This window comes from Algoriphagus lacus (assembly GCF_003583985.1).
GTDB lineage: Bacteria > Bacteroidota > Bacteroidia > Cytophagales > Cyclobacteriaceae > Algoriphagus > Algoriphagus lacus.
In genome coordinates this window covers 48,340-62,197 of record NZ_QXML01000015.1, presented here as the reverse complement: position 1 = coordinate 62,197, position 13,858 = coordinate 48,340, and the positions used below count along the sequence as shown (strand labels likewise).

At 40.4% G+C, this 13,858-nt stretch carries 14 protein-coding genes; all 14 read right to left on the bottom strand.

Annotated elements, in window-relative coordinates; genetic code table 11:
* Positions 1 to 101 precede the first annotated feature (101 nt).
* The 14 genes from D0X99_RS19570 to D0X99_RS19500 all read right to left on the bottom strand — a co-directional run bounded on the left by D0X99_RS19570 (position 102) and on the right by D0X99_RS19500 (position 13,816).
* A complete protein-coding gene (locus D0X99_RS19570; protein WP_119479568.1) occupies positions 102 to 1,397 on the bottom strand; it encodes a hypothetical protein in 1,296 nt (431 codons plus the stop codon).
* 35 nt (positions 1,398 to 1,432) lie between these two features.
* Complete coding sequence (locus D0X99_RS19565; protein WP_119479567.1) at positions 1,433 to 2,158, bottom strand: FkbM family methyltransferase; 726 nt, start codon at positions 2,156 to 2,158, stop codon at positions 1,433 to 1,435.
* A 34-nt stretch (positions 2,159 to 2,192) separates the two neighbouring features.
* A complete protein-coding gene (locus D0X99_RS19560; RefSeq protein ID WP_119479566.1) occupies positions 2,193 to 3,200 on the bottom strand; it encodes an acyltransferase family protein in 1,008 nt (335 codons plus the stop codon).
* Positions 3,197 to 3,877, bottom strand: a complete 681-nt coding sequence (locus tag D0X99_RS19555) for a class I SAM-dependent methyltransferase (protein ID WP_147392273.1) — start codon at positions 3,875 to 3,877, stop codon at positions 3,197 to 3,199. The genes D0X99_RS19560 and D0X99_RS19555 overlap by 4 nt, the downstream gene beginning before the upstream one ends.
* 3 nt (positions 3,878 to 3,880) lie before the next feature.
* Positions 3,881 to 4,957, bottom strand: a complete 1,077-nt coding sequence (locus D0X99_RS19550) for a DegT/DnrJ/EryC1/StrS family aminotransferase (protein ID WP_119479564.1) — start codon at positions 4,955 to 4,957, stop codon at positions 3,881 to 3,883.
* Positions 4,958 to 5,009: 52 nt separating this feature from the next.
* Positions 5,010 to 5,900 (bottom strand): hypothetical protein, encoded by an 891-nt coding sequence (locus D0X99_RS19545; protein ID WP_119479563.1) that lies wholly within the window; start codon positions 5,898 to 5,900, stop codon positions 5,010 to 5,012.
* A 329-nt stretch (positions 5,901 to 6,229) separates the two neighbouring features.
* On the bottom strand, positions 6,230 to 7,006 hold the full coding sequence (locus tag D0X99_RS19535; protein WP_158587739.1) for a glycosyltransferase: 777 nt from the start codon (positions 7,004 to 7,006) through the stop codon (positions 6,230 to 6,232).
* 176 nt (positions 7,007 to 7,182) lie between these two features.
* Positions 7,183 to 7,794: a NeuD/PglB/VioB family sugar acetyltransferase gene (locus D0X99_RS19530; RefSeq protein WP_119479560.1), complete on the bottom strand. Its 612-nt coding sequence runs from the start codon at positions 7,792 to 7,794 to the stop codon at positions 7,183 to 7,185.
* Positions 7,791 to 8,942, bottom strand: coding sequence for a dTDP-4-amino-4,6-dideoxygalactose transaminase (rffA, locus tag D0X99_RS19525; protein ID WP_119479559.1), 1,152 nt, complete (start codon positions 8,940 to 8,942; stop codon positions 7,791 to 7,793). The genes D0X99_RS19530 and rffA overlap by 4 nt, the downstream gene beginning before the upstream one ends.
* Positions 8,939 to 9,646, bottom strand: coding sequence for a GNAT family N-acetyltransferase (locus tag D0X99_RS19520; protein WP_119479558.1), 708 nt, complete (start codon positions 9,644 to 9,646; stop codon positions 8,939 to 8,941). The genes rffA and D0X99_RS19520 overlap by 4 nt, the downstream gene beginning before the upstream one ends.
* A gap of 27 nt (positions 9,647 to 9,673) precedes the next feature.
* Positions 9,674 to 10,636: a glycosyltransferase family 2 protein gene (locus D0X99_RS19515; RefSeq protein WP_119479557.1), complete on the bottom strand. Its 963-nt coding sequence runs from the start codon at positions 10,634 to 10,636 to the stop codon at positions 9,674 to 9,676.
* A 252-nt stretch (positions 10,637 to 10,888) separates the two neighbouring features.
* On the bottom strand, positions 10,889 to 11,722 hold the full coding sequence (locus D0X99_RS19510; protein ID WP_119479556.1) for an ABC transporter permease: 834 nt from the start codon (positions 11,720 to 11,722) through the stop codon (positions 10,889 to 10,891).
* A 234-nt stretch (positions 11,723 to 11,956) separates the two neighbouring features.
* Positions 11,957 to 12,901, bottom strand: a complete 945-nt coding sequence (locus tag D0X99_RS19505; protein ID WP_119479555.1) for an ATP-grasp fold amidoligase family protein — start codon at positions 12,899 to 12,901, stop codon at positions 11,957 to 11,959.
* Between the two features lie 3 nt (positions 12,902 to 12,904).
* Positions 12,905 to 13,816, bottom strand: coding sequence for a glycosyltransferase family 2 protein (locus D0X99_RS19500; RefSeq protein ID WP_119479554.1), 912 nt, complete (start codon positions 13,814 to 13,816; stop codon positions 12,905 to 12,907).
* Positions 13,817 to 13,858 lie beyond the last annotated feature (42 nt).

Below are 13,858 nucleotides of genomic sequence, written 5' to 3'. Positions count from 1 at the left end.
AGCTCTGTCTGAATTTGTAAAATTAAACATCGTAATTTTGACACTAAATATCTTGACGTTAATTTGGCTTATCAGGGAAAAAAAAAGTGAAATAAATTGACTTATAAAATAAAAAAAAACAGCAAGATCGAACATAAAGCCAAATCTAAAATATTAAAAAAAACATGATCGAAAAATTTCTCTATTAACACAAATAAAGTAAGCGGAAAAAATGAAGAAATTGAATTTCTATAAAGCTGATTAGCGTCAATATTATCAGAATATAAAACCCAAAGAAAAGAACCTATGAAAGATGTAAATGTAAAAAATAGGACAAGAGATTTTTGAAAATCGTTAGCTTTAACCAACTTCAAAATAATCAAAAAAAGAACTGAGGGAAAAAATAACCCCATTATAAATACTTTACTCACCAAGAAAAAGTTATTAAAATGCATAATATCAGTCTTTGGAAAAATAGGATCTCGATTCAAGATTAAACTCAAAGCAATAAAGAACAAACCTAGAAAAATTGGAATAAAAAAAGTTCTCCAACTCAACCTTTTTTTATAAAAATCATATAAGATAAGGCTTGCCAATAGTACCGGAAATACTAACAAATAAAGAAAGGAAATCACAGAAAAGATTAAATAATTCGTATTAGATTTTTTTAATTGAATCAAAACAAATAGTAATATCGGAAGAACAAACAAATACTTTAAGTGAAACAATATACCTCCTAATCCTGAAATTGGTAGTGGGAATTCGAAAAACTCAATTACAATATCATATGGGTTTATGAATATTAATATGGAAAATAATATTCCAATTATCATAAACACTCTTTTTTCAGGAAACAATTCCAAAAATCCCAGCCAAGTAATCCAAATCATCACTGGGCAAAGTACCAAAATAAAGTTTTCCAAAAACTTCAGTCCATTTATCTGAGTCAATAGAGTGGCTGCCCATATTTCAAAAAAATGATATAACTCCATTTTGGGTTGAATCTTTGAAATTACATTATAAAAAGTTCGAGTATTTTCAACTTCATAAAGATAATTATAATAACCAATTCGCTCATAAATAAGATAATCCTCATGTGGATATGAAAGCGAAAAGTTGGAAAAGACGTAATATATAAAATAAAATAAAACAAAAAAGACAATTGGGAAATAAATTTGAAATAAACCTAGAGAATAAATCCGTATTTTACTTCTATTATTTACTAAAACAACTATTATACCTATAAAGGATAAAGTAAAAATAGAAAAACCCTTTGTTACCCAAACAGCAAATCCTGAAACCCAAAGGATTAAGAAAAATATAACAGATTCAAATCTTGAAAAATTAGAAAACCTCAGGATCGATAATAAAAAAGTTAAAAGGCAAAAACTCAGAAAACTAATTACAGAAATATTCATTTTTAAAAACTCAAACTATTTGATTCACAATTAAATTATTTAGAAATATTTTTAAAAAAAACAGTATTCAACGTTTTTGCTTTAACAGTATAACCTTTTTCATATAAAAAATTGACAATCTCATTCCTTCTATTATCATGACAATCATAATCCCAAATTTCAACTAGAAGCCACGTAGGCTTATAGGTCGAAAAATCTAAAAATTGAAGTATTTTCATTTCCTGTCCCTCCACATCTATTGATAAAAAGTCAATTTCTTGCCCATTTGGCAAATAGCTTCTTAGAATTGTATCTAAAGAATTACATTTCATCTTATGAACTTCTAAAAGTTGATTCTGGGGTTTTGTTTGATTTTTGTTTTTTAGATGATCCGATTCAAAGCCATTCAGCGCCTTATCTTTAAATTCGTAATAGTATACATCCTCTCCATCTTTACCGATCGGAATTTCCAAATTAATATCCCTTTTCCGAAGCTGATCAAAAAGTTTCATACTTCCTGGCATAGCATCTATATTGATTCCATTCCACCCCTTTTTATAGAAATAATAGGTGTTAGACAATTTTTTAGGATGGTAAGCACCCACATCGACATAGAATCCCTTCTCCTTATTGGTAAAAATTTTTCTGAGAATCATATCCTCGCCCTCTCCTGAATAAGACCTAAATGAAACCCAGTCAGTCAGGGCCCAAATCTTGGTTCTAAATTGATCTCTAATGGAGTTAGGTAAAATACTAGAAATCAAAGTAAGTAGACTTCTCATTTAGATATAGGGACTTTGCTAGATGATTTAAATATTACCTAATTCTAAATTTTACTTCAAGAACTCTCCATGAAAAAGTTGCCAATAAAAATGTTATTAAAAATTTAAGAAAAAATGAAACCCAAGGCTCAAATATCGAATATTGTTTGAACCACTTGAAAATTGGAACATGCCACAAATAAAGTGAATATGAAATCTTTCCTATAAATACTAATAATGGATTAGATAAATGAGTGGTTAAAAGATTAGAAGGCAAAGAAAACAACCCAAGAATTATTAAGGATGTCAGTATTCCAAAAATGCCTACAAATGATTCAGTCAAATATACTTGAACGAATGATGAAGGGAAAATCCCAATAAAAGCGATAAATACTAAAAGAATGCTACCAAGTCGCCAATCGAAATATAGATTTGGATAAAAAAATCTTGTCAAACCTGCCAAGCAACCAAAAAATATTGCTTCATGAATAAGTGAATTATAGATTAAGCCGACAACTCCAATGTGCTTAACTACCATTGAGCCAACCAAAAGAAAGAACATTGTCAGAATAAATTGCCATTTTTTCAGTTTTTCCTGAAATAAAATTAAAAAGGCAGGCCAAACCAAATAAAACTGTTCCTCAACTGATAATGACCAAGAATGAGCCAAAAGGGTAGTTTCTTTCCCAATATCCCATATCCACATAATATTATAAAAATAAAATAAGGAGGCAATTATCTCCTCTATCAAGGAATTCTTTTGAGAACCCTCTTGAAAAATAACTGCATACAACAAAACAATTATTAGTAAAGATACAAGTGCAGGAATTAGTCTTAAAAATCTTCTCTTGTAAAAACGAAAGAAAGAAAAATTTCCCGTTGTATGCTTTTCTTCCAAAATTAAAGTAGTAATCAAGAATCCAGATAATGCAAAAAAAATATGAACCCCTATTATTCCGTTATGCCCTAACTGAAAATTAGCATGTGTCAACAACACCAATATTATAGCTATACCTCTAAGTCCATCCAAGGCAGGTAAATAACCTAGCTTTTCAACTTTCACTGGTCAATCTCTCTTTTTGCCAAAGCCCAAACTACCAAAGGGAAATTTTCTTCATTTTTCAATGAATGCCTTTGCTTATCATAGACCACCCAACGATCCAAATTTTTTATGACTGCTTCTTTATTCCCCCAAGAATCGGATTCAATTAAATCAATTTCAAAGCCGCATTCCACTAGAAAATGCTTCAGCCCAGTTTTAGACCATCTAGTACAATCAATTGGATGATTATGAATTTTTAGCAAAAATGGAACGGTGATTAAGAAATAACCACCTGGGTTCAGTGCCTCATAAACGTTTCTTCCAGCCCTGTATGGATAATTCAAATGCTCAAATACTTGCTCTGCAATAATCAGGTCATATTTATCAGGAATTTTGTCTTCACAAAGATCAAATTCAGGAAAATCTAGAAACTTGTAAAAGCTGAAACCAAAATCCCTCCATTTACTTCCAGAAATTTCCAAAGTTTTGAGTTGATCAAAGGGTAATTTCTGAATCATTTTTTTTGATTCCTGATCCATAATGACTCTACACCAATGGGACCCATTTTTCATTGGCGTCGGGAATAGCTTTCTATAAATTTTAACTAAAGGACCTATTTTCTTAATAAAGTTCTTCAACTGTTTTTTGGATTTTTCTTTAAAGACTGGATTTGAGAAATTGATATTTACTTTTTCCAAAACTTAATTATTCTGCACCCTCAACAGCAACCTTGCAATCATCCGCTGTTCTTCTTTGGAAAGGGTGTGATAGATCGGTAGGCAAAGCACTCGAGCCGCGATTTCATCAGACACCGGACAATCTCCTTTGGTATAGTCCAGGGTATTCAGTCCCGGGTAGAAGTAGCGTCGTCCGAAAACTCCGTGGGTTTCCAGGACCTCCTTGCTTTTGAGCAGTTGGGCCTCGTCCGGGAAGATGATGGGAAAGTAAGCGTAATTGTAGGACTCTAGGTCTTGGGTCAAGGGGAAGCGGACCTTCAGCCCCTGAAGCAGGTGATGATAGGTCTCGCTTTGTTGCTTGCGCATGCTGAGGATCTCCGATAGGTAAGGCAGCAGGGCCAGGCCCATGGCGGCATGGAATTCGGAGTTTTTGCCGTTGATTCCGATGCCATTGAAGTTCTCATAGCCATCGTGACCAAAGTTGCGGAGGTAAGCCATGCGTTTAAGTAGTTCTGGGTCCCGTGTGACTACTGCCCCACCTTCGATGGTATGGAAGAGCTTGGTCGCGTGAAAACTACAGGTGGAGATGTCTCCAAATGCAAATATGGATTTGCCCTTGACCTTTACCCCAAAGGCATGTGCCCCATCGTAGATCACCTTGAGCCCATGCCGGTTTGCGATCTCCTGTATGGCCTCCACGTCACAGGGAATCCCATAGACGTGTGTAGCGAGGATGGCAGAAGTATGAGGCGTTATCGCTGCTTCGATCTTGGTAGGATCGATCGTGAGTTTGTCCGGAAGAATATCCACAAAAACAGGGATGCAGCCTTCCCAGACGATGCTGGAAGTAGTGGCTACGTAGGAAAAAGGTGTGGTGATGATTTCCCCTTTAAGGTCCAGAGCCTTGATGGCGAGTTGGAGTGCGATGGTACCATTGCCGACGAAAAGCAAGTGGTCCAGTCCAAGGTATTCTTTGAGGGAAAGCTCCAGTTCGTTGACCAAGGGGCCGTTGTTGGTCAGCCAGTTTCGTTCCCAGATGCCGTCGAGGTAGCGGTCGTATTCCGCTCGGGGAGGAAGGAAGGGCTTTGTAACGGGAATCATTTCAGTTGGTAGTAGGCAGTGGTCAGTAAACAGTTTACAGTGATCAGACTGTTTACTGATTACTGAGGCTGGTTACTGAGTTACGATAGGCAAAAAGGACTCCCGGTCTGAAGAAGGGTTTTTTGATCTGGGCATCGGGATGAAAAACCATGTATCCCTTTCCAAAGCTTGTGTCAAATCCTCGGGTTTTAAACCAATGCTCAAAATCACTGGCATCCTGATTCTGATGGTAGGTACAGATGGCTACTTTTATGGACTTCAATTGGTTCAACAGGGGATCAATCAATTTGAGCACCTCCCGTTCGGCCCCATCCACATCAATTTTGAATACCACTTGTTGGGAAGCCAGGTCTTTTATCTTAGATAGATCAATGGAATCCAAATCAGTTCCTACCCGCCTGTTGAAAAACTGGACTTTATTTTTCCACTTTTGGAAGGTTTTGTCCAAAGGAATAACCCATTTCGGATCCGATTCAAAAAGAAAGACCTTTTTTACCTTTTCAATGCTTTCAAGAGAAAAATTGGCATCCCCACACCCGATATCCAACAGGATATCTTCCTGATCCAAGGTGAAAAGAGGGGTGTTATAAACATGCGGGGATTGTGCATCCTGTTCCTTGAGAACATCATTTGCATAGGCTTTTGCCTTATCGCTACTCCATGATTTGGGAAGGAAAAGGGGCTTTCCTTTATAATCGAAATACGGATACTCCTCTGAAAACCCCAATTCAACTTTGCTCCTGTCGTAGTTAAATTGAAAAGGATAGGGAAAAACGGTCAAGCCATGGCTGGCGATGAATGCACCTTCGGCTTCATATTTCTTCCCTTCAGGAGAGGAAGTAAACTTTAGAATCCTTTTAGTCAGTTTGTCACGAAAGCGGTTTTGCCTCAGTACATAAAACCAAAGTCTTAACTTTTGGAACAGGTTATTTTTCTGGGGCATGTTGGTGGTTTGTAGGGTTTTCAGCCGGGTGATTGACTGCTGTCGGGCGATTTCAGGACAATATCAATACTTCGAACTTGTCGACTCCCGTCTCCAAGGTGCTCATTACAAGTTTTCAGGGATTTTAGAAACCGATACCTGGTATTTGATTATTGAGAATTGGGAATTGACCATTGATCAATGCTTCGCTCTTTCAGTCCCAATGGGGACTTAGCTGACTGAGTAATAAAATTACTCGGTCGCGTGAGAATTGCAAGAGGGAAGAGTCATTTCGAACGTAGTGAGAAATCTTATGATGAAGAGAAATGGTGAGCTAGTGAGACCTTCCCTCATTTCTTCGGGACAGGCTCTCTACGTTCGAGGTGACTGCTGCGGGAATATCGGGAAAGAGCCGTTGTCAAATGTATAGATCCCACTTTCCAGAAATAGTTGGCCACAGTTAGTCCTCTACTAAACCCCGGGTTGCGAAGGAGTTCCCGGAGAATGTGTTTCTTCTTGTTTTTACGAAAAAACTCATCCTTTTTGGTTGAAGAGATACCTCCTCCCAGGTAGGACGCAATGGTCAAAGGAAGGTGGATTTTTTTGATTTTAGGATCAAAAAAGAGACGGATATTGAGAATATGGTCTGCAAGGTAGCGGTATCGGGGATCATAGCCTCCCAGATTGGTTATCGCAGACCTTCTGTAAAAAATACCTTGGTGACAAATATTCTCAAAAAGAATTTCGGAGAGAGAAACCTTTCCTTTGAGGCTACTTGGACTTTGATCAACATCCGCATAGATGAAATCAGCATTTGTTTGAAAGACAGATTCATCTAATAGTTCGGGGAAAAAGCAGTCTCCTGCTCCCAAAAAATAGAGCCAGTCCCCTTTTGATCTTCTGATTCCCTCATTCATGGCGTAATAGACTCCCCCGTCATTTTGGGAGATGAGTCGCACTTCCGGAAATTGGTTTCCAATGATGAAGTCTGTGGAACCGTCAATGGAGCAGTTGTCCATGACCAAAACTTCGAAGGAATTGGCCGAGGGAAATTGAAAAAGTCTTCGAACAGAAATCTCCAATAATGACCCTGAGTTGAAATTGGGGATGATGACTGAAAGAATCAAGGCAAGCAGTGTTTTGTGAGCAGTGGGCAGTTATCAGTTTGGTTAGTTGGAGGGGATTTTATCGGATTATCAAGTTCAGGTTGTCGGATTGTCATAGTGGTTACGTTCTCTAACCTATGGCGGAACATGAAGCAGTGTTTACTGTTTGGGACCTCTCACTGCGTTCGAGGTGACTGCTACGGTCGAGGTAAGATTCGACCGGGGACACCGACAACGGTTACTCCAGGAGGCACATCTCGAATGATGACAGCACCTGCTCCGATCGTCACCCTATCCCCAATCCGGACTCCGGGAAGAATGGTTGCCTGAGCACCGATAAAACATTCGGAACCGATCAGGCAAGCCCCAAGAAGGACCGCTCCCGGATTGATCACCGAGAAGTCCCCCACCCTGACTTCATGGTGAATCTGAGCTCCGGTATTCACCAAGACACCCAGTCCAAGCTGAACATGGGCACCGACAAAGGCGCCTGAAAGCACATCCGCCCCATGGCTTTTGGCACTTGGGCTGATTATAGCCTGAGGACCTCTGAGGGGCTGCAACACCCCTCCCCTTTGTGAAAAAGCCTGAAAGAGTTTTTTTCTGTGAGTTGGAGAGCCTACTCCCAACACAAATTCCGGGGATTGCGCAAGCCACATCCCGACTTGGTCCAGCTGGGTATAAGAAGTGAGCTGGGAGGGCCAAAAAGGTGATATTTCCTCTCCATAAACAGCGATAGAAGAAATTTGATTATGGGTTAGGATATCGAGGACTTCCAGGGCGTGTCCTCCGGCACCGGCGATGATCATGGGACGTTGGGCAGAGGAGTCAACTCATAGAACAGTGGCAACCGGATCAGGGAGTCAGAAAACCGGTCAGAATTAGGCAAAACCCTTAGGCTTTGATCCGGGAAATAAGCCTTTGCCAATCGGGAACGGTGAAGACTCTGGTAATGAAATACGGAAAGGATATGGTTTTCTTTTAGTCTTTGAGCAAACCTGGATCTGTCTTCCGGGAAATCAAAGATGAGGTAAAACAGGTGGGCATTTGCCTGATATTCTCTTTCCGCCGTATGGAAGGGCAATCCTTCAGATGCCTTTTGGAGCAGTCCAAGAAAATCTGAAGAAAGCTTCTGGTTTTGATTTCCTTCATTGAAAAACTGAAAATAAGCATCCCAAATTTCCATCCTCCGGTCCTGAATCATATCAAGGTTTTCCAATTGGGCCCAAAGAAATGCCGCGGTGACTTCGGATGGCAGGAAGCTGCTCCCTACGTCCACCCAACCGTATTTGTCGATTTCTCCACGGAAAAAAGCGGCACGGTCGGTCCCTTTTTCCCAGATGATTTCTGCGCGCTTGACCAAGTCAGGATCATTGACAACCAGCATTCCGCCCTCTCCGCATTGGATGTTTTTGGTTTCATGAAAGCTAAAACAGGCCAAATGCCCAATTCCTCCCAAGGCTTTTCCTTTGTAAAAACTGTCAATCGCCTGGGCTGCATCCTCCACGACAAACAGGTTGTGCCTTTCAGCAATGTCCATGATCCTTTCCATCTCACATGCAAGTCCTCCGTAATGAACCACCACAATAGCCTTGGTTTTCGGAGTAATGAGTTCCTCCAACAGACTTTCATCCAGATTGGGGTGATCCGGCTTGCTATCGATAAAGACAATTTTGGCGCCTCTTAAAACAAATGCATTGGCAGAAGACACAAAAGTGAAGCTGGGAAGGATCACTTCATCCCCGGGCTGAATGTCCAACAGAATAGCTGCCATTTCCAAGGCGTCTGTACAGGAAGTAGTGAGCAGGCATTTGTGAAATCCATACCGATTCTCAAAAAAGTCTTGGCATCTCCGGGTAAATTCCCCGTTTCCTGAAATTTTACCCAAGTTTACGGCTTCCTGGATATAGGTCAGCTCTTTGCCGGTAAGGTAGGGTTTATTGAAGGGGATGGTCATTTCAAAGGTAGTGAGTTGGTCATTTCGACCGAAGGAATTTTCCCCAGCGGCCGATAATGGTACACGTACATGCGTTCCACCACTTCATATCCTAAACTTCTATAGAGTGCTATAGCGGGAATATTGGCTTCCTGGGTACCGATGGTCATAGATTTGGCTCCTTTTTTTTGGGCAAAATTCTCAGCGGCTAAGATCAGTCTTTTTCCCCAGCCCATTCCTCTTTGGTTTTTGTCCACGGCGATCAATCCGATGTTTGACTTTTCTCCGGAAATGGAACAACTGACAAATCCTGACATCTGATCTGCAATCAGAACTTCATTTTGGGCAAGGGCATTTTTAATCCAAAGGGAATAAAGCTTCCCGTATTCGCCTTTGACAAATCCAGGATCGGTATGGAATCGGGAAAAACCACCACTTGCCAATGCGAGATTCAAAAGTGGTTCGGTCAATTCTCCCGAATAAGGCACAATAACTGGATCGGATGATTCTAATTCTTGAATACCCTTCTCAAAAGTAAGTTTGGTATCCGCCAAATGGATGCAAGTTGAGTTATTCTTGAGTGTTTTTTTTGAAAAAATGTAAACCAGACGATAGTCCTTAGCTTGCCTCAAAAAACTTTCCTCATCCCAATCTCCGGCTATTTGGCACTTTCCTACAGGATAGCCAAACAGATCTGAATCGAAAGGAAGTGGGGAAAGTAACATATCGAGCGTTTTGACTGAGAGTAGCTGTTATTGTTTAAGACCTTTCTCTTTGCTCGAGGAGTCTGCTCCGGTTGAGATCATCTTTTCCACAATATAAATCGGCCGTTTTTTGACTCCCTCGAAAGTTTTCCCCACATACAGTCCTACCATTCCCAAAGTCACCAGAATAAAACCTGTCAACATCCAAAGGGAAATAATCAAACTTGCATAACCTGCCACTATGATTTCTCCCTGCAAATATCTGATAAGGGTATAAATGGCAAACAAAAATCCGGTCAGGGCAACCAAAAGCCCAAGTTTGACAGTAAGACGTATCGGTTTGTCGCTGTAGGCCAGCATAATGTCCAACGCCAAATTGAAAAGGCGTTTGAAGTTATAACTGCTTTCACGTTCCTCATTGGCAGCATGGACTACATCGAGGGTGGTCTGTCTGAATCCTACCCATCGGACCATGGTTGGGAAGTACCGGATGCTTTCCCGCATTCCGATGATTTCCTGAACTACTTTCTGACTGTAAATCCCAAAATTGGCGATGGTTTCATCCTGATGCGAGCCTGTCAACCAGGCCAGAGTACGGTAAAAAAGTTTGGACGATAGCCGCTTCATGAATCCATCCTGCCGGTTTGCCCGACGAGCTAAGACTACATCAAATCCATCCTGAGCTTTGGTAAGTAAGGCAGGTATCTCCTCAGGCCGGTCCTGAAGATCACAATCCATGACCACCACCCATTCTCCTTTGGCATGATCCAATCCTGCCGTGATGGCATAGTGCTGTCCAAAGTTACGTGAGAGTTTGATGCCTTTAATTTCGGGATGGACTTTTGCCAACCGTTCGATTTCTTCCCATGACCGATCAGGACTTGCGTCTTCCACGAGGATGATTTCAAAATCAGAAGTAATTCCCTCTACCACGCTTTTGATCCTTAAGACTAACTGTTCGAGTACTTGTTCTGCTCGATAGACTGGAGAAACTATGGAAAGAGATGCCATGAATTGATAAAGTCCGGTGGTTATATCGTCTGTGGACTCAAGTTATTATTATAAGCTTTTCTTTGTCACCTTATCGGGTTGCCCTAGTAGTTTTGTTCTCAGACTACTAGTTGGAAAACAAATTGAGAACAGCTTCAGCGGACAACAACCCAAGAACCGAAGGCATTACGCTACATCCGCAAAGATCCGTTCCATCCTACGTACCCATTGTTTTTAAAAAAAAGTGACATCGGGATCTTCGGATAGTGAAGATCACGCTACGTCTGCAAAGATTCGTTCCATCCTACGAAAATACATCATTCCAAATATGAAGAATACCACAGCTACCAGACTACCTGGCCAGATCCACTCCCAAGGCATGGGGCGATCCAGAAATGCTGCCCGAAAACCTTCAATAACCCCTACCATTGGATTCAAAATGTAAAAACCAAGGTATTTTTCGGGAACTGCAGAGGTACTATAGACCACAGGAGCTGCGTATAAAAGCAGCTGAACCACAAAAGTCAGGGCGTGTTTTACATCGCGGTATTTCACTGCAAGGGCGGAAAGAAACATTCCAATTCCCAAGGAACACATGAGCAGTTGGATTGTAAGCAATGGGAGGACAAGGACTCCCCAACCTGGAATTTGCCTGAAATAAATTAACAGCCCGATTACCACCACAAAGGCTATCACAAAATCAAGAAGTTTGGACAAAATTGCCGAAAGAGGAAGTACCATTCTTGGGAAATATACCTTGGTGATCATGTTGGCATTTTGGATGAGGGAATTCGCGGATTCCGTTAAGGTGCCGGAAAAATAATTCCACGGCCAAAGTGCGAGGTAGGAAAAGAGCACATAAGGCATTCCGTCAGAATCTACTTTAGCCAGTCCCCCAAAAACCAACGTAAAAACTAAGGTCGTAAACAAGGGTTGGATGATCGCCCACGACACCCCCAAAATCGACTGTGCATATCGGGCTTTGATTCCTCTGAGCGTCAGGAAATATAGGAGGTCCTTATATCTCCAAAGCTCTTGGAAATCGATCAGCCTCCAGCCGGAGGTGGCTTGGATGATTTTGACGGTTTTTGGGTTTGGAGTAGTCATTAATGATTGGAAAACAACTTTACTTCTGATGGGAATTGTAAATAGTTTACAAGAATTTATAGAGGTTGGTAACTGATAACTAAACTGACAGAAATTTCTCTGAAGCCACTTTTTTACGCAGGAAGCTCAGGTCTGGATATTTGGATCTTTGGTCTATGACTAATCAGGATTACTTTATTCCAATTAAATCAGTGAAGCAAAAAAGGAAAAATCTCTTAACAGAAAAGCCTCTTTTTAAAGAGATTCATTTTTCTGGTATTTCACTTTTTCCAGCATTTGCAGAGCTGAAATTTCCCTGTTTTCAGGAAGCCAAAGGTTTCCAATAGCCAGATCCAAGTCGTAATCATCAAATTTTTCCAGTCCAGATCCGGTATAATGTGTGATTTCGCCGAAAAAAATCCTGTTTCCCACGCTGTAGAAATCAATCCGACAAAAAGTAAACTGCTCAGCTAGTTTGGAAGCCAATTCCATCATTTTGGGATGATTTGGCAATTCTGGAATTGGAAACAACAGATCCTGACCATACATCTGGGCACCGGGCAGGAAGTTTAGGTTCTCGTCCGTAAAGACCCTTTTTTGCTTTCCAAATCGATCCGATAGAATCATGATCATTTTGGGCCGCCCATTATAACAGTAGTACTTTATATCTGCAGGGATTTCACCGGCTTCTGTTCGGATTACTTTTTCACAAACAATTCGCCGGGGAATATCCCGATAAGCCCATTCGTGAAGTGCCTGCCCATAACTGGACTTCAACCAAGTACGGCAGGTATTTTTAACCAACTCCGGATCTGTACCGGGTGTCACCAGCATATTTCCTCCCGAATAGTGATTGGCTTTCATGAAAAACTCAAAATCCCATTGGTGGTGAGGAATATCCTGTCCGGTTTTGCTAATATGATAGACCGGAATCAGAATTTCGTTTGCTTCCTTTTCTCCCAATTTCTCCTTTACAAACTCCCTGACTCTTACTTTATCCGATGTAATCGGAATCAAGGGATTCCTGTCATAAATCTTTTTATGATTGAGTCTTTCGTTATGCGTTTTGGGGTTCTTCAGGTTAAGTGGATATCCATGTGCTTTTAAAAACAACCTATGTAATCCCGGATAGGAAGAAATTGAGTGTCTAAATTCAAAAAAACGATCTCTTATCCGCTGAAAATCAATTTCTTCAAGCATTCACTATAAAATCATTTTGATCAAGATTGAGATAAAAAGTAATATCAACACTCCTGAAATCCCAATTTTCAAACTTTTGGAAGTTTTTTTTACTGATCTAACTTGGGAATACAACCAAAAATAAAACCTGTCCAAATTCACCTTAAACTCCGGTTGGTGGTACTTCAACATAAGTCCCGAAACACTGTTGAAATGATGTCTTCTCTTAAGTGTGAATTGTTTTTTTTCAATTAGATAGTTTCGGATTTCCTCTCTGAACTTAAAATAATGATCCCGTTTTTCCTTAACTACATCACTTGAATTGGTAATGGAATTTGCCAAAAAATAAACTCTTGTGAGGCCAAGATTTGAATAGTTCACCTTTGAGCCCAATTTCAACATGGAAAAAATCAGGTTGTATTCCTGAATATTGAGCAAGTTTACATCCCAGCCTCCAGCTTTTATGACCGCAGATTTTCTCCAAAGAATGGAAGATGTATAACCCAATCGTGTAGCGATCAATCCTGACCAAACATCTTTAAAGGGATTTATAAGCGACTCTGAACCATCTTGGTTAATATAGATAACCTTTCCCAGAATCAGATCAACACCATCTTTTACCCTGGAGAGTTGATCAGAAATCTTGCCTGGTAGCAGCTGATCATCAGCATCCATAAACTGGACCCATTCATTTTTAGCAAAAGAAAGTCCCAAATTTCGGGATTCAGGCGCTCCCATGTTGCCCCCCCTTGGATGTTGAAGTACTTTAATCTTCCTGTGCCGGCTTTCCAATAATCTGCAAAGCTCCAAACTACGATCTGTGCTTCCATCCTCCACCAAAATGAGCTCATCGACTTCGGGCTGAATCAATATAGAGTCAACTGCTCTAACTAGTGTATTTTCCGCATTGAATACAGGTACGATTGCACTTACCAAAACTTAAAATCGGGATTTAACAGAAGCTGAAATTACATTTTT

Excerpts from the sequence above, each read along its gene's own strand:
- D0X99_RS19570 (WP_119479568.1), bottom strand. The coding sequence starts at position 1,397 with ATGAATATTTCTGTAATTAGTTTTCTGAGTTTTTGCCTTTTAACTTTT.
- D0X99_RS19565 (WP_119479567.1), bottom strand. The coding sequence starts at position 2,158 with ATGAGAAGTCTACTTACTTTGATTTCTAGTATTTTACCTAACTCCATT.
- D0X99_RS19550 (WP_119479564.1), bottom strand. The coding sequence starts at position 4,957 with ATGATTCCCGTTACAAAGCCCTTCCTTCCTCCCCGAGCGGAATACGAC.
- D0X99_RS19545 (WP_119479563.1), bottom strand. The coding sequence starts at position 5,900 with ATGCCCCAGAAAAATAACCTGTTCCAAAAGTTAAGACTTTGGTTTTAT.
- D0X99_RS19530 (WP_119479560.1), bottom strand. The coding sequence starts at position 7,794 with ATGATCATCGCCGGTGCCGGAGGACACGCCCTGGAAGTCCTCGATATC.
- rffA (WP_119479559.1), bottom strand. The coding sequence starts at position 8,942 with ATGACCATCCCCTTCAATAAACCCTACCTTACCGGCAAAGAGCTGACC.
- D0X99_RS19520 (WP_119479558.1), bottom strand. The coding sequence starts at position 9,646 with ATGTTACTTTCCCCACTTCCTTTCGATTCAGATCTGTTTGGCTATCCT.
- D0X99_RS19515 (WP_119479557.1), bottom strand. The coding sequence starts at position 10,636 with ATGGCATCTCTTTCCATAGTTTCTCCAGTCTATCGAGCAGAACAAGTA.
- D0X99_RS19510 (WP_119479556.1), bottom strand. The coding sequence starts at position 11,722 with ATGACTACTCCAAACCCAAAAACCGTCAAAATCATCCAAGCCACCTCC.
- D0X99_RS19505 (WP_119479555.1), bottom strand. The coding sequence starts at position 12,901 with ATGCTTGAAGAAATTGATTTTCAGCGGATAAGAGATCGTTTTTTTGAA.